At 60.6% G+C, this 14,648-nt stretch carries 18 protein-coding genes and 2 tRNA genes; 15 read left to right on the top strand and 5 right to left on the bottom strand.

What is annotated here, in order from left to right; genetic code table 11:
* The 4 genes from ACAM57_RS13630 (at position 1) to ACAM57_RS13615 (ending at position 2,567) form a co-directional block, all read left to right on the top strand.
* Positions 1 to 252, top strand: a complete 252-nt coding sequence (locus ACAM57_RS13630) for a hypothetical protein (protein WP_369662018.1) — start codon at positions 1 to 3, stop codon at positions 250 to 252.
* Entirely contained in the window at positions 249 to 500 is a 252-nt protein-coding gene (locus ACAM57_RS13625) for a hypothetical protein (RefSeq protein ID WP_369662017.1), read from the top strand. Before ACAM57_RS13630 ends, ACAM57_RS13625 begins: the two co-directional genes overlap by 4 nt.
* Before the next feature lie 87 nt (positions 501 to 587).
* Positions 588 to 2,345 carry a phage terminase large subunit gene (terL, locus tag ACAM57_RS13620; protein WP_369662016.1) on the top strand — a complete coding sequence of 586 codons (1,758 nt, stop codon included), beginning with the start codon at positions 588 to 590 and terminating at the stop codon, positions 2,343 to 2,345.
* Between the two features lie 30 nt (positions 2,346 to 2,375).
* Positions 2,376 to 2,567: a hypothetical protein gene (locus ACAM57_RS13615; RefSeq protein ID WP_369662015.1), complete on the top strand. Its 192-nt coding sequence runs from the start codon at positions 2,376 to 2,378 to the stop codon at positions 2,565 to 2,567.
* A 366-nt stretch (positions 2,568 to 2,933) separates the two neighbouring features.
* Here ACAM57_RS13615 and ACAM57_RS13610 read toward each other — a convergent pair whose 3' ends face one another.
* Positions 2,934 to 3,593, bottom strand: coding sequence for a hypothetical protein (locus ACAM57_RS13610; protein WP_369662014.1), 660 nt, complete (start codon positions 3,591 to 3,593; stop codon positions 2,934 to 2,936).
* 1,204 nt (positions 3,594 to 4,797) lie between these two features.
* On the opposite strand from ACAM57_RS13610, the gene ACAM57_RS13605 reads away from it, so the two are divergent.
* The 11 genes from ACAM57_RS13605 to ACAM57_RS13555 all read left to right on the top strand — a co-directional run bounded on the left by ACAM57_RS13605 (position 4,798) and on the right by ACAM57_RS13555 (position 10,846).
* Complete coding sequence (locus ACAM57_RS13605; protein ID WP_369662013.1) at positions 4,798 to 4,956, top strand: hypothetical protein; 159 nt, start codon at positions 4,798 to 4,800, stop codon at positions 4,954 to 4,956.
* A gap of 2 nt (positions 4,957 to 4,958) precedes the next feature.
* The gene (locus ACAM57_RS13600; RefSeq protein ID WP_369662012.1) at positions 4,959 to 5,261 is read left to right on the top strand and encodes a hypothetical protein; all 303 of its coding nucleotides are present in this window, start codon (positions 4,959 to 4,961) and stop codon (positions 5,259 to 5,261) included.
* A gap of 78 nt (positions 5,262 to 5,339) precedes the next feature.
* Entirely contained in the window at positions 5,340 to 5,993 is a 654-nt protein-coding gene (locus ACAM57_RS13595) for a hypothetical protein (protein WP_369662011.1), read from the top strand.
* Positions 5,994 to 6,080: 87 nt separating this feature from the next.
* Positions 6,081 to 6,422, top strand: coding sequence for a hypothetical protein (locus tag ACAM57_RS13590; RefSeq protein WP_369662010.1), 342 nt, complete (start codon positions 6,081 to 6,083; stop codon positions 6,420 to 6,422).
* 216 nt (positions 6,423 to 6,638) lie between these two features.
* A complete protein-coding gene (locus ACAM57_RS13585) occupies positions 6,639 to 7,004 on the top strand; it encodes a hypothetical protein (RefSeq protein WP_369662009.1) in 366 nt (121 codons plus the stop codon).
* Entirely contained in the window at positions 7,001 to 7,225 is a 225-nt protein-coding gene (locus tag ACAM57_RS13580) for a hypothetical protein (RefSeq protein ID WP_369662008.1), read from the top strand. The genes ACAM57_RS13585 and ACAM57_RS13580 overlap by 4 nt, the downstream gene beginning before the upstream one ends.
* Positions 7,222 to 7,422 (top strand): hypothetical protein, encoded by a 201-nt coding sequence (locus ACAM57_RS13575; RefSeq protein ID WP_369662007.1) that lies wholly within the window; start codon positions 7,222 to 7,224, stop codon positions 7,420 to 7,422. Before ACAM57_RS13580 ends, ACAM57_RS13575 begins: the two co-directional genes overlap by 4 nt.
* Positions 7,423 to 7,651: 229 nt before the next feature.
* Positions 7,652 to 7,825, top strand: a complete 174-nt coding sequence (locus ACAM57_RS13570; RefSeq protein WP_369662006.1) for a hypothetical protein — start codon at positions 7,652 to 7,654, stop codon at positions 7,823 to 7,825.
* Positions 7,826 to 7,869: 44 nt separating this feature from the next.
* Positions 7,870 to 8,085 (top strand): hypothetical protein, encoded by a 216-nt coding sequence (locus tag ACAM57_RS13565; RefSeq protein ID WP_369662005.1) that lies wholly within the window; start codon positions 7,870 to 7,872, stop codon positions 8,083 to 8,085.
* A gap of 1,338 nt (positions 8,086 to 9,423) precedes the next feature.
* A complete protein-coding gene (locus ACAM57_RS13560) occupies positions 9,424 to 9,780 on the top strand; it encodes a MarR family winged helix-turn-helix transcriptional regulator (RefSeq protein WP_369662004.1) in 357 nt (118 codons plus the stop codon).
* Positions 9,781 to 9,790: 10 nt separating this feature from the next.
* A complete protein-coding gene (locus ACAM57_RS13555) occupies positions 9,791 to 10,846 on the top strand; it encodes a tyrosine-type recombinase/integrase (protein WP_369662003.1) in 1,056 nt (351 codons plus the stop codon).
* 16 nt (positions 10,847 to 10,862) lie between these two features.
* Here ACAM57_RS13555 and ACAM57_RS13550 read toward each other — a convergent pair whose 3' ends face one another.
* The 4 genes from ACAM57_RS13550 to lon form a co-directional block, all read right to left on the bottom strand.
* Positions 10,863 to 11,579, bottom strand: a complete 717-nt coding sequence (locus ACAM57_RS13550; RefSeq protein ID WP_369662002.1) for a hypothetical protein — start codon at positions 11,577 to 11,579, stop codon at positions 10,863 to 10,865.
* A 345-nt stretch (positions 11,580 to 11,924) separates the two neighbouring features.
* Positions 11,925 to 11,998, bottom strand: a tRNA-Cys gene (locus ACAM57_RS13545).
* A 63-nt stretch (positions 11,999 to 12,061) separates the two neighbouring features.
* Positions 12,062 to 12,137 (bottom strand) — tRNA-Gly (locus tag ACAM57_RS13540).
* A 61-nt stretch (positions 12,138 to 12,198) separates the two neighbouring features.
* Entirely contained in the window at positions 12,199 to 14,640 is a 2,442-nt protein-coding gene (gene lon, locus ACAM57_RS13535; RefSeq protein WP_369662001.1) for an endopeptidase La, read from the bottom strand.
* Positions 14,641 to 14,648 lie beyond the last annotated feature (8 nt).

Below are 14,648 nucleotides of genomic sequence, written 5' to 3'. Positions count from 1 at the left end.
ATGCCCACAGAAGACCAAACGATTGACGCTCGGGTCACCATCTTGGAGTACCGCCAGGACCAATCCGAGGCGGCCCATAAGGCGCTGCGCACCGAGTACACCGAGGAGCACGCGGCTCTCCGCAAGACCCTGCAGGGCATCGAGAAGAACCTTCAGACCATCAAGTGGGTGGCCTGCGGTGCGGCCCTAGCATTCCTCTCTCAGGTGATCGGCCTCAAGCAGGCTTTCGCCGCCCTGAAGGTGTTCCTATGACATCCAAGCGTGCATCCGAGAAGGCGCTGGCCGAGCTGCACGCCAAGCTCGCAGAGGTCCTCAAGGAAGGCTTGGCATTCAAGGACGAGGACGGCAAGCCCAACCCGGCCCTCCTCAATGTCGCTCGCCAGTTCCTGAAGGACAACAAGATCGAAGCCGAGGCCCCGAAGGGTTCACCACTAGGCGAACTCATGGAATTGCCTGTGTTCGATGACGAGCTGCTGGGCACGGCTACTCCAGCTCACTAACCGCTCTACACGCCGCTTTCGGCCCGCCCTGGGGTGTTCCCCTCGGCGGGCTTTTTCGTGCGCGTGTAGAGCCCATACGAGGCCCGCGTGACGAGCCCTCCCCTCAAACCCAAAGTATCTCAAGCCCCCTTCCCTCGCGTCCCTCTGACGCCCATTGCCGAGGCCATCCACCCGGCTCGCAAAGACTTCCGCAAGTTCATCTTCATGCTGTGGAAGCACCTGAACCTCCCGAACCCCACGGAGATTCAGTACGACATCGCCAAGTACCTCCAGCATGGTCCTCGGCGTTCCATCATTGAGGCATTCCGCGGTGTCGGGAAGTCATGGCTCACAGCCGGCCTCGTGGTGTGGCTTCTCTGGAATGACCCGCAACAGAAGGTCCTTGTGGTCTCCGCATCGAAAGATCGAGCGGACCAGTTCTCCACCTTCGTGAAACGGATCATCGCGGAGATGCCGTGCGTGATGCACCTGAAGCCTACGGGCGATCAGCGTGATTCCATGCTCGCCTTCGACGTGGGACCGGCGCTCGCCGACCACTCTCCCTCGGTCAAGTCCGTGGGCCTCTACGGGCAACTCACCGGCTCGCGTGCAAACGTGATCGTGGCCGATGACGTAGAGGTTCCGAACAACGCCCTCACGCAGATGATGCGCGACCGCCTCAGCGAGCGCGTGAAAGAGTTCGACGCCATCTTGAAGCCAGGCGGCCGGGTGATCTACCTCGGCACCCCGCAGACGGAGATGAGCCTCTACAACGACCTCCCAGAGCGCGGCTACGAGGTTCGTGTGTGGCCCGCCCTGTACCCCACGTTGGAACAGATCGCGGCCTACAAGGGGCGCCTTGCCCCGTACATCACGCTGAAGCTGGAGAAGAACCCCAGCCTCCAAGGACGCACCACTGACCCCATGCGGTTCTCTGACGAGGACCTGATGGAGCGCCGGGTGTCCTACGGGCGCGGCGGCTTCGCGCTCCAGTTCATGCTCGACACCTCGCTGTCGGACGCGGACAAGTACCCGCTGAAACTGTCTGACCTCATCGTGATGTCGTGCAGTCCTGAGCTTGCGCCGATGAAGCTCGCATGGGCCACGAGCCCCGAGCTGGTGTGCTCTGACCTCCACGCCACGGGCCTCTCCGGTGACCGCTACTACCGCCCCTTCTGGAAATCCGAAGAGGTCGGCCCGTATAGCGGGTGCGTGATGGCCATCGACCCCTCAGGTCGCGGCAAGGACGAGACCGCCTACGCCGTGGTGAAGAACCTCAACGGGTTCCTCTACCTGGTGGCTGCGGGCGGCCTGAAGGGTGGCTACGACGAAGAGGTGTTGGTGAAGCTGGCGAACGTCGCCAAGGCCAATGCCGTGAAGCTCATCCTCGTGGAACCGAACTTCGGCGACGGCATGTTCAATCAACTGCTGAAGCCGGTACTCGGTCGCATCTACCCCTGTACCGTAGAAGACACCGATCGATCCACCACGCAGAAGGAAGCGCGGATCATCGACACGCTCGAACCGGTGATGGCCTCTCACCGCCTGGTGGTAGACCCCAAGGTGATCGAGGAGGACTACAGGACCTCCGTGGACGATCCGAAGTACGGCCTGTTTTATCAGATGACGCGACTCACGCGAGACCGCAACAGCCTGGCGAAGGACGACCGCCTAGACGCCCTGGCGCTGGCCGTGCGCTACTGGACCGAGGCAATGGCGAAGGACGCCACCAAGGCCATCCAAACACAGAAGGACGACCTCCTCAAGCAGGGCCTGAAGGAGTTCATGAGGCACGCCCTCGGGAAGTCCATATGGAAGCCCAAGGGTGGCAATTTCATGGGAGGCAATCGCGCCATGCGTCGGTAAACTGATCCTCCCTACAACTGAGGAGCGTGCATGGATCATCAAGACATCAAGGACGTGATGGAAATCAATGGCGATAGGAATGTCTCTAAGTTCCTAGAAGCGGGATGGGTCTTGCTCAATACAGCTAAGAAGCGGGACGGAGACAGCGAGTGGATCGCGTACAGCATGGGATGGCCCAAGGACCTCCCTTCCGTGATCCCCAAGGGCACCTCCTACTCCTGAGTCGATTTACCCACTGATTAGGTAGAGCTTAGGCGCTACTGGGGTTCACTCATCTACACGGTTGGGTGCTGGCTTTGGCCAGGTCACTGAGAAACCCATTGCGTCCAAGCTCAACAAGTTCATCTTGAGCCGGACCGATGGAACATCTCGGGCTCCCTCCTTGCTCTCCTCTATGGGGGGTAAGGGGGGTAGTCTTGATGTTCCCTTGGTCTAGCTCACAGAGATGAACCTTTTGTCAATCCTTTAGGTGTTGTTTAGGCAACCTACAGAGGCTTGACATGAGGTGATCGTTTTCCATTCCTTTTGGGTCACCTGATGGTGTCCTCTTGGGACTCCGAAAAGAGTTCCCGAGGGGGCAGACCATCATCAAGTGACCTTCTTGTTAATGATCCCGTACAACGTGCCTTTCGCTTCGATGATTCCACGGCATGTTGTTTCTATCTCCTTGATAATCTCCGCCACCTTCGGTTTTATCTTGTCGTCTTCTGGGAGCATTTCCCAATAGACGTTCTCGTAGGTCTTAATCAGTTCCGCTGCTTCGGCCGCGTGTGCCTCGCTTGCGTATGTCCGTTGCGCCCAGAGCTGTGCCAGCATGTGGCCCGCCAGCCGAATTTCATGCAAGACGTTGTGAAAATCCGTGAAGGGTCGCGCCTTCTCTTGGCCGAAGACTGCCATGAATCGATAGCGCATCGCATACAGCTTACTTAGTTGTGCGTGGTGGTCATTCAACCGTTTAAAGACCACATATGCGGATTTGCGGGCTTTATATCTCTCGTTTGTCTCATTGGCCCCCTGTTTGACTTCATCAGTCTCGGAGTCCCAGCTCAGCGGGCTTCGTACCGCGTTAACGATATCTGCGGCTTCGTAAAACATTGCGAGCGTCTCTTCGGCTAGCTCGGCCTGACGCTTGCCCTGATGCTCGCGGCGCCAAGAGTCGAATTTATAGATCGCATACCAGGCCCCGCCAATTGCAGAGCAAAGCGCAACGACCTTGAGGATGTATTCGAGAAGTTCTGTGGAAGACATGCGCAGGCCTCGTGGATTCGGGTGACGCAGCGTATACCGCTTCGCAGCCTGCATTTTGGTTTTGCCGCAAAAATCCGAAAGCTCCCTCGAAGAAATCCGGGCGCCGAATCCCCCCGTGGCCCCCTCTCGATCCACGCACTCGCCCGCGCTGGCGCCTATGGGATCGGCCCTTCTGTGCCACCGAATGGGCACAAAGCGGGGCCAACCGGCGCTAAGTTGTTGATTCGTATAGGCATAGCTGTGGATGTTCCGTCCTCTACGTGCCTATCGTGGCCCTCAAGCGGCCCTTTTGTTGAACGGCCCAGTCACCTTCCGAACTGAATCGTTCTCTTGTCTTGGGCTATCTGTACGGACACCCTCAGGGCATCCCTTCCGGCCTCCTCCTGGCACACCTACACGAGCCCCGCTCAGAGCCCCTACACGCCCTCTCTGTGCTCACCTGATGCGATGCCCTCACCGCGTCCGAACGGTGCGCCTACGGGGCTATGCGTGAGCCCTTGGGGTATGCTCACGCCCTTGATTGCATCGATAACGAGACAATCTCGCAAATAATTTCATCTCGTTTGTGCAATCAGTAGATTTTTGTGCCACACTCCATTCACTCGCTCAAAACGAGGCACCGGAACCGGCATCGCCCGACCCCTGCACAAGATACACCGTGACGGTGCTCGCAGGATGCCCCTTAAAAACTCGCCTACATGCTCTCGCATACGAGACACTCTCGATGCACAGAGCCTCACGCTATGGGCTCCTCACTGAGTCCATACCGGGAGCCTTCCCACTTCCTCAACCAGAACCAAAGGAGCTACATCGTGCGCCTCCCGGCCGCATCGAACCGCTTATTACGCCAACCCCACGGCGCATAGCACGGGGGTTCGTTTTTCTTCGTCCGCATCATCTCGATAACGAGACCATCTCACCAAAGGAAACCGCAATGACCATCCTCATCCTCGCACTCTGCTGCCCTACCGGCTACGCCCTCTCCCGCCCCATCGTGCGCCTCTTGGGGGTCTGAGATGAAGACTCACACCGTTCCCAATAGCGTCTCTGTTCAGGTCATTCTTGGCCCCGGCCAACACCCCATGCATGTCTGCGTGGTGCGCCGTGATCGGCAGCAACTCGCCGTGTATCCCGCCAAGTGGACCGCTGGCCGCATCCCCTCGATTCAGGAGGTGCAACGAGATGCCCGCTGGAGGGTCTCGCAATGACCTACGACGAAGCAACCGAAGCCACGGTGACCCGTGAGCAAGCTCGCAGGGAAATCGCTAAGCACGACTGCGAGGGGTTCGCGCAGTTCCTCGCGGATGTCGGCGACAGAGCCACCTACACAGGCAAGGAAGTGCTCGATTGGCTGGGGTATTGAACATGCACCGTCTCTACACGCTACCCCAAGCGCTCGCCCTCGCTGACCCTTCCGAGATTGCTGAGAACCGCAGCATTTTCGGATCGGACCTGTTCGCTCAGGCAGTCGAAGCGCAGACCCGCAATGGCCTACGTGCGGACATCGTTAAGGGCTCCACGAGAGACCGCGATGGCTTCCGCTCTCAGTTCATCGCTTACGACTGGGAGGCCACTTACCGCGAGAACCCCTCGCATATCTGGTCTGACTACTTCCGGCCCGCCGTCATGAATTCCGCTAGCCGCATGCAGCGTGGTCTAGCCCCTTGAAAGCCTCACCGATAGGGCTCCCTGCCGAGCCCTTTGGGGGACGTTTTCTCACTCACTCAACCACGCAAAGGAGCCGCTATGGCAATCGATCACGATCCACGGAAAACCCAAGCCCAGCAGAGCCGCGAAGTGCTCGCTGAAGTTGTCGCCCTCGGGGTCGCTCAGGGACTCTTCACGGTCGCCCGGACTGTCGGCGAAGAGGCGGGCAGCTCATGGCGATTCGTAGAAGTCCTCACGCCTGATGGTCTCGCCTTCGACCTGAAGGCTGGCTCATGGAACAAGGAGAGCGCCATATCGGCCTCTGTCGGTGGAATCAAGAAAGACGGCCTCAAGGTGTACCTCAGCGACACCGCCCGGCGCAAACAGGAAGTGTCCGCCTCCTGCAGCTTTACGCGGGGCTCTGCGGCCATCCTCAAGGACCTCACCCGCCGCGTTCTCGCGCATCCGGACGGCATCGCGGGGGCACAAGCTGTGCGCACTCGGTGGGAAACGCTGGTAGCGCAGCGGCAACGCTTGAGGGGTCACATAGCCGCGCTCTCAGCGCTGGGCTACACCTTCCGCGAGCTGCCTGCTGATGAGACCTACAGCGCCCGCGCTTGGGGGCCTTCAGGCACCGAGCCCCGAGACCTCACCGTGTACGAGAACGGGCGGGTCACCTTCGAGGGCTCCTGTGATGTTTCCCACTTCGCGGGGGTTATCGCGGTGATGAGGGAAGCCCCTCCTGAGCCTTGATCCTCTCGATTTCGAGACTGTCGCCGATAGGGCATCGCTTGGTGCCCCTTCGGAGACCGTTTCCCTTTAACCCTTTGGAGATACCCCATGGACCGCTTCGCAATCTGCCAGGCATTTGCGCAACTTGAGGCCGACTACAACCGAGGGGGCCTCTTACAGGAGCGCCCGAGCAACCAGCGCCGCCGCGAATCCATCGGCGTGCAACTGTCACGCATGGGCTACAGCAACCCCTATGGCTGGGTTGCCATCGAAGCCGAGCGCGATAGCGACTGTGAGGACCCCGCAGACGATGAGGTCCGCGACGTGTACATGCGGCACGTCCTGATGTGGGACCTCCCCATCTCCCCCGATCTGCGCGAGGCAATGGAGCGCTTCTACGTGCCTGACTACCTCGCACGGTTTCCGCAGTTCGCCGCGGTGCCTGCCTGATGTTCACCACGCACACCGGCCGCCGCTACCTCCTGCCAACCAGCGGGGCCATCCGCAGGGCACGCCTCATGAAAGCCCTCAGGCACGCATGCGAGTCCATCGCTATCGCGCTCCTGCTGGTGTCGCCCTTACTGGCTGACGCCTTCCTCCATTGAAAGCCTTCCCTGATGCCCATGCGGCATCCGAGAGCGCTTTTGCTCGTCACAAGGAATCACCATGATCGATCCCTGCACCCTGCCGTTTCTCACGCTCGGCTTCTTCCGCCTGAGCGGCAAACCTCAGCTCACCAAAGAGGAGGTCAACACCTACAGCGGCGAGCAAGGCGCTGTATGCGAGCTGGAACCGTGGGCGGACCTCGCGGACACCTACTGGGCACTCATGAACGCGGCGGACCCGGATGGTTACTACTCCGTCCATGCCTACGACGTAGCTGAGCCCTTCGGCGCATGGCTCCGCGAGCACGGTACGACCAACACCGAGGAGGCCCGCCGCAAGCTGGCCGAGCTGACCTCCGAGGGCTTCACTGAACCCAACAAGGCCGCGCTGATCGCGGTCGCACTGGGCGTGGAGGTCACCGCGTGACGGCCCGCAAGACCAACACAGAATTCGTCACGGACCTGATGGAGTTCGCCAAGTCTGGCCCGCTGATGCAAGCCTTCATTCTCGAAGCCGTCAGCCAGTACGCGAAGCGGTGCGCGGCGGTTGACCCGGCCGTCTTTCACTCGCCGGTCCTGAACGGTGCTGCATGGCATCGCTGCGCCGTCGAAGCAAAAGCAGCCATCACAGCTCACCTCGCGTCATGAGCACCGAGTCATTCACGCCGGGTCCGTGGCTGGTCAAAAAGGCCACGCGGACTCTCACAGGGCGCCCCTATTTCGTCGCCCGCGACGTGAGCCCCCGGCCTTCGTTCTCCCACTTCGAGCAACTGCGCGACGAGAACGGGCTGCGCACCTTCGAGACGGCGGAAGAAGCCCGCGCCGCCATCCCCGCTCCCCAGTGAACCTCACTGCAAGCCTCTACGGGGCCTCCCGTGGGCGCTTGCGGGGAATGTTCCCGCCTACCTCTGGAGTCCACAGATGCAAACCACGTTTTTACCTTCCGCCCCTCTCGCCTATGCCGCTGGCCGGTACTTTTGGGGAACCTCGCCGGTGACCATCCACCGCCGCCGTCGCGTTCCGAGTCCGGCCGCTTGATCGGGCCGCTTTTGCCCTGCAACAAGGAGTCAATCCGTGAACCTAACCGCCATCGAAGCTCTCGCGTTGGCTCGCCATGCGGACCCTGTGATCGCCAAGACCATCGAGGAAACCTCGGGGTGGCCCTGCACCACGTTCGACCGCTATGCATCGACCTGCCTTCTCGGCTTCGCTGATCGGGCGCTGGACGCGCGGGAGGCCGCAGCTTGACCCGCCGTATTCCCAAGGCCCCCAAACCCGCTACCATCCCGACCATGGACGCCCAGACCTCCCGCCGCGTGGATGCCGAGATTGCGAAGCTCATCGCCGAGTCTTCCAAGCTCAACGCTGAATCGCACAAGTTCAACGCGGAGGTCGCCAAGCTCATCGCTGAGGCCACCAAGTTCCACCGGGAACGGGCGTGGTATCCCGTGGTCCTCATGACCACAGCCGTGGGCGCGACGGCCGCAGTCGTCAAGCTGTTCTTTTAGGCGGCACCGCCAGGGCGAAACTGTCGCGCCTGCTCCGATCAAGCACCCACGCCCTGGCACTCTCTCGCATATGCTGTATCACGCACTCCTCCGATTCCTGAGGGCGCGTGGAAACGAGTTTGCAATGGACCGTGCCCCTCTGCTGCACCTCTACCGACCCGACGAAGCCCGGGTCTTCTGAGTGTCGCGAAACATAGTAGACGAAGGTCCAACCGTCCTCTACTTCCCTGAGCGTGGGGTCGTTGAACTGCATGGTGCACTCTTGGCAGTTGCCAAACATCGCGATACGCCTTGCGGCGGATTGAGGACGTTGCCCCGACCGCCTGAAGTTGTCAAGCCGTCCTAGCCCCTCAGGATACCCTTCTCCCCGGCCTGCCCACTCTTGATCCGATCCCCGATGGTCCGGGCGTTACGGCGCTCGATCCGTCCGGGGTCTTTTAAGTCCTTCACGTACTCCTCGCAGTAGCCCCTTAGGTGCTGGAGCGTGGCAACTTGGGTCTCTTGGACAGAGCCCAGAAACTGCCTCATGTGCTTCGGCCCTTCACGCACATCGGCGGCAGCGCAACATGGGCCGCCTGGGTAAGGCGGGAGGGCCACGTAGTACGTAAAAGTCCAGCGTTCGTAGGTCTCTACTAAGGTCGGTGGTACGGTCATTCCAGTTGCTCCAGTGGGTTGATGAATGTCGCCCCGAGGTCGAGGCAAAACCACTGTACTACTGTATAAACATACAGTAAAATGGAAACACTCTTTAACACAGAGCTGCTGACTGTCTCCAGACTTCCTGCGGCAAGAACTGCCGACCTGGGCAGCAGCACGAGCACACGGAGAGAGGTGGCTTGTGAAAATGAATAGACCCCCCGTCAAAGGCACCCTAGATGCCACGGCACCGGCCTCAAGCAAGGCCGAGCAATTGATCGCCTCTATGGTGGCCCTCGTGGCCCTTGGAGGGACGGGGACAGAGGCCGAAATGTGGGAACGGATCGCCACAGCGTATGCCAAGGTGACCGGAGCGCCGCTTGATCGGGCTGAGCCCTACAACGTCGCGCTCGCGTCTGCGGTCTTGAACCACCCGTCCATCGGACGGCTACTCCACGACGAACTGCCAGCTCCCTGAGAGCCGCATTCGCGCATCTATCCCCGCCCCTTTGGTCTAGCGGCTGGTTGGGCCAGCCGCCTCTTGAAAGTTCTTCATGTTCGTGTCCGTGTTCCGAAAAGAAATCTGGTTCGAGACAGTCTCGCTTTCGGATTCCTTGTTAGCATTCGAGCGTTTGCCTGGAGGGTTTGACCTGACGGTCGGCCCCTTGCATCTCATCATCGAAAACCGAAAGGATCACCGCAATGTCCCGCCAATCCTTCGAGGTGGACCGCATAGCGATCAACAAACTGATGCGCATTCTGGATGCCTTCCGCCAGGCTTATCCGGGGATGACCGCCGACCAAGCAATGACCCTGCTGTGGATCGCATCAGAGCCTGACAACACGCAGATCGCCGTTGCCGATATGGCAGGCATCAGCCGCCCCGCCATCTCCCGTCATGTGGAGGTGCTCGGCCCTCCCCGAACCAAGCTGGGGAAGCAAGTGGGGGCAGACCTTGTGACCAATGACTACGCCGAGGATGACCATCGCAAGAAGGTTCTTCGGCTGACCCCTACCGGCGAAAAGCTGGTGAAGTCCATCCAACACCTTTTGAAGTAACGGAGGCTACATGCCCATCACACCACGCGGAAATTCGTTCATGGTCTCGCATGGGTCCGGCAAGGACCGCGTGAGGCTGACCCGCAAGACCATGGCGGAAGCCGAAACGCTCCTGGCTGAGCTGGAGGCCGCTGAGAAGGCCGAGGCCGCTGCCAAGCTCCTGGCGGCTCAGCGGGGCGACCCCACGAAGACCCTTCAGGACGCCTACGACCGCACCTATCGGGAGAAGTGGAAGGGCTCCAAAGGCGAGCGCACTACGGTGCTGAACGCAAAGCAGATGCTCGCCTTGCTCGGCCCTGATACTCTCGTGACCGAGATAGACTCGGATTCGATAGCCGATGCCCTCAATGCCCTGGAGGATGGCGATGACGACACGGACGGCAATTCGGCCGCAACGGTCAACAAGAAGCTCGCATCGCTGAACGTGATGCTCAAGGGCTGCATGGATCGCGGCTGGCTGAAGGCGATCCCGCACACCAAGCGCCGCAAGGAAGGCAACCGGCGAACCTTCTGGTACACCGAAGATGACGAGCGTGAGATGCTTGCAGCGTGCTACCGCTTGGGCCTCCCCGAACTGGCCGACTGGATCACCTTCGGGATCGACTCAGGCATGCGCCGGTCGGAGATGCTCCGCCTCAAAACGGCTGACTGCTTCAACCGCCACATCCACCTTCACAACGGCGAGACGAAGAACGATCAGGGCCGCGTGATCCCCACCACAGACCTGGCCGAGGCCATCGTGCAGAAGGCACGCGACCGGAACGACGTGCGGGTGTTCCAAGGGATGACGCAAGCGATTCTGCGGGGCCAGTGGGATGCCCTGAGGACCTACCTGAAGAAGGAGGAAGACCCGAAGTACATCGTTCACGTCCTGCGCCATACGTGCGCAACGCGGCTCGCTATCGGTGGTGCCACAGCGCCGCAGATCATGGCCTACATGGGCCACAAGGCCATCCAAACCTCAATGATCTATATCCACCTCACGGGGCACAACCTGGCGGGTGTCTCGGACCTCCTGAAGCGGACGCCACCGCCACGACCGGAGTTGAAGGTGGTTGGCGGCTAGCACCTCAGCAGGCGTCTTAGGGGGCCTTTCCAGAGCCAGCGCCTCCAGAGGTCATCTCTGCCAAGTAGCGATTCGATGTCAGTGTGCTGTCGATCCAATTTACTGTCAGCTTGACGAGAACCTTCAGGTCCTCTACGTCCCGCGCCACCCACTTTCGAACATAGTGGGTTTCATCATTGCCAATCCAGACTGCTCGCTTGGCAATTTGTTTGACCATCGGGTCTGCCACATAGTTCTCGATGCAAGTCGCCAGTGCGCAGACCTTAATGGCCTCCTCGTCGGCGGGCCTCTGGCTGATACAAAAGTCTTTGATCAAGAACTCCAGCGCCTTTCGCAATGCGATACCAACGACCTGATCGAGGCTGTGGGCTTCGGCAACGACTGCCTGATTAAAGATTGAAACGAAGTTTGGCGAAACTTCAGCAATCGACGCAGGAAATGAGGCTTGTAAGGGGGCCACTGGCGCACTGGAGCTGTATTCGTAGATTTCTATGCCCCCTACAAGAGTCCTGCCCGTGTCTTTGTACCTGCTAATGAAGACATCTTGACAGTGCAGGCTCGCGCACTGGAAAACAGCGATCGCCGTCTTCGCCGCTTCATTTACAGAAGCGCCTCTGAGGGTCGGTAGTACATGCCGGTGACACCTAGGACAGGTGTCCGTCACGCCCACAAGCTGAATGTGCCTCTTGCGGCTCAGGTAGTTCGACGCCTCGATCACCTCACTGTACGCCATCGTTTCTTCTCCTTACAGCATCTCTCATGGTAACTGGTTCAAAGTGAAGCCTACCCTGACACAAACCTGACACACGCTCGAAATCCGGATCATCTCGAACTCATGCCAAATAACTCATTTTCCCGCCCAATTTCACTTTGCGCTCACACGCGGATTTACTCTCGATGTCGAGACCATATAAGGGAAATAGAAGCCAAAACAGTGGCTTTTAAGTCCGATGTGTCTACCAATTTCACCATCCGGGCGTCAGGTTGGACATCGACGATAACCCAAACAAAACAAGCCCCGGCAACGTCGGTTGGCGGGGCTTGGCGTTCGGGGTCGAATCTGTTTGAACCGAGAGAGTGGAGGCGCGATCCGGAGTCGAACCGGACTAGACGGATTTGCAATCCGTTGCATAACCGCTTTGCTATCGCGCCACGCAGAAATACGAAATCGAACTAGCGAAAAAAAGGGAAGCTGGAGCTTCCCTTTTTCAAAACTGGAGCGGGAAAAGAGTCTCGAACTCTCGACCTCAACCTTGGCAAGGTTGCGCTCTACCAACTGAGCTATTCCCGCGTTTCGAGCCTTGAAGTATATACCAATTTTTCAAGGTCCCGCAACTTTTGCGATTATTCGATCAGTGTTTGACCGAACCTTCGGAAGCCGGAGCCGACGTGCGCTGCTTGGCCAATTCGGCCATGGCGGCGGCGGACGCAGCGACCTCTTCATCGGACAGCGGCTCGGGCGATTTCTCGAGAGCGATCTCGAGCACCTTGTCGATCCATTTCACCGGCACGATCTCGAGACCGTTCTTCACGTTCTCGGGAATGTCCTGCAGGTCCTTGGCGTTCTCTTCCGGAATCAGCACGGTCTTGATGCCGCCACGCAAGGCTGCCAGCAGCTTTTCCTTGAGACCGCCGATGGCCGTGACCTCGCCTCGCAGCGTGATCTCGCCCGTCATCGCGACGTCGCTGCGCACCGGGATGCCCGTGAGCGCCGACACGAAGGCCGTCGTCATCGCGGCGCCCGCACTCGGGCCGTCCTTCGGCGTGGCGCCATCGGGCACGTGGATGTGGATGTCGCGCTTCTCGAACACCTCGTCCTTGATGCCGAGGCGGCGCGAGCGGCTGCGCACCACGGTGCGCGCGGCCTCGACCGACTCCTTCATCACGTCGCCCAGCGAACCGGTGCGGCTGATCACGCCCTTGCCGGGCATCGTGACCGCCTCGATCGTCAGCAGGTCGCCGCCGACTTCGGTCCACGCGAGGCCGACCACCTGGCCGACCTGGTTCTGCTTCTCGGCCAGGCCGAAAGTGAACTTGCGCACGCCGAGGAAGTCGTTGAGGTTCGCGCCGGTGACCGTGACCTGCGGCGTGAGCTGCTTGAGCAGCAGGCCCTTCACCACCTTGCGGCAGATCTTCGACAGCTCGCGCTCGAGCGAACGAACGCCGGCTTCACGCGTGTAGTAGCGCACGATGTCGCGCACCGCTTCCTCGGTGACGGCGAGCTCGTCGTCCTTCACGCCGTTGTTCTTCATCTGCTTGGGCAGCAGGTACTTGATCGCGATGTTGGTCTTCTCGTCCTCGGTGTAGCCCGAGAGGCGGATGACTTCCATGCGGTCCAGCAGCGCCGGCGGAATATTCATCGAGTTCGAGGTGGCGACGAACATCACGTCGCTCAGGTCGAAGTCGACTTCCACGTAGTGGTCGCCGAAGGTGTGGTTCTGCTCGGGGTCGAGCACCTCGAGCAGCGCGCTCGAGGGGTCGCCACGGAAGTCCGTGCCCAGCTTGTCGATCTCGTCGAGCAGGAACAGCGGATTGCGCGTGCCGATCTTGCTCAGGCCCTGCAGCACCTTGCCCGGCAGCGCGCCGATGTAGGTGCGGCGGTGGCCACGGATCTCGGCTTCGTCGCGCATGCCGCCCAGCGCCATGCGGGTGTACTTGCGGCCGGTCGCCTTGGCGATCGACTGGCCCAGCGAGGTCTTGCCCACGCCCGGAGGTCCCACGAGGCACAGGATGGGCGCCTTGACCTTGTCCACGCGCTGCTGCACCGCGAGGTATTCGAGGATGCGGTCCTTGACCTTCTCCAGGCCGTAGTGGTCGGCGTTGAGCACCGCCTCGGCGTTGGCCAGGTCGTGCTTGATCTTGGTCTTCTTGCTCCAGGGCAGGCCGACCAGCACGTCGATGTAGTTGCGCACCACCGTGGCCTCGGCCGACATGGGCGACATGAGCTTGAGCTTCTTGAGCTCGCCCTCGGCCTTCTTCAGGCCTTCCTTGGACATCTTCGCGAGCTTGATCTTCTTCTCGATCTCCTCGATGTCCGCGCCCTCTTCGCCTTCGCCGAGCTCCTTCTGGATAGCCTTGACCTGCTCGTTGAGGTAGAAGTCGCGCTGGTTCTTCTCCATCTGGCGCTTCACGCGCCCGCGAATCTTCTTGTCGACGTTGAGGATGTCGACCTCGCGCTCGAGCTGGCCGAACAGGTTCTCCAGGCGCGACTTGACGTCGTCCAGGTCGAGCACGGCCTGCTTGTTGTCGAGCTTGAGCGGCAGGTGGGCGGCGATGGTGTCCGCGAGGCGGCCCGGATCGTCGATGCTCGAGATCGAGGTGAGGATCTCGGGCGGAATCTTCTTGTTCAGCTTGACGTACTGGTCGAACTGCTGCATCACCGCGCGGCGCAGCGCCTCGACCTCGGTGCCCTTCTCGCCGCCTTCGGGCGCCTCCACGGGCGTCACGTTGGCCGAGAAGTGGGTCTCGCCGTCATCGATGCGGTTCACGCGGGCGCGCTGCTGGCCCTCGACCAGCACCTTCACCGTGCCGTCGGGCAGCTTGAGCATCTGCAGGATGGTCGAGACGCAGCCGACCTCGAACATGTCCTCGACGGAGGGCTCGTCCTTGGCCGCGGCCTTCTGGGCCACCAGCATGATGCGGCGCTCGGCCTCCATGGCCAGCTCGAGAGCCTTGATGCTCTTGGGGCGACCCACGAACAGCGGAATCACCATGTGGGGAAACACCACGACGTCGCGCAGCGGCAGCAGCGGCAGGTCGAGGGCTTCGGGAGGCAAGGGGGTGTGGCCAGACATGCAAATCC

The organism is Variovorax sp. V15 (genome assembly GCF_041154425.1).
GTDB classification, from domain to species: domain Bacteria; phylum Pseudomonadota; class Gammaproteobacteria; order Burkholderiales; family Burkholderiaceae_C; genus Variovorax; species Variovorax guangxiensis.
This window is presented reverse-complemented; position numbering and strand designations above follow the sequence as displayed.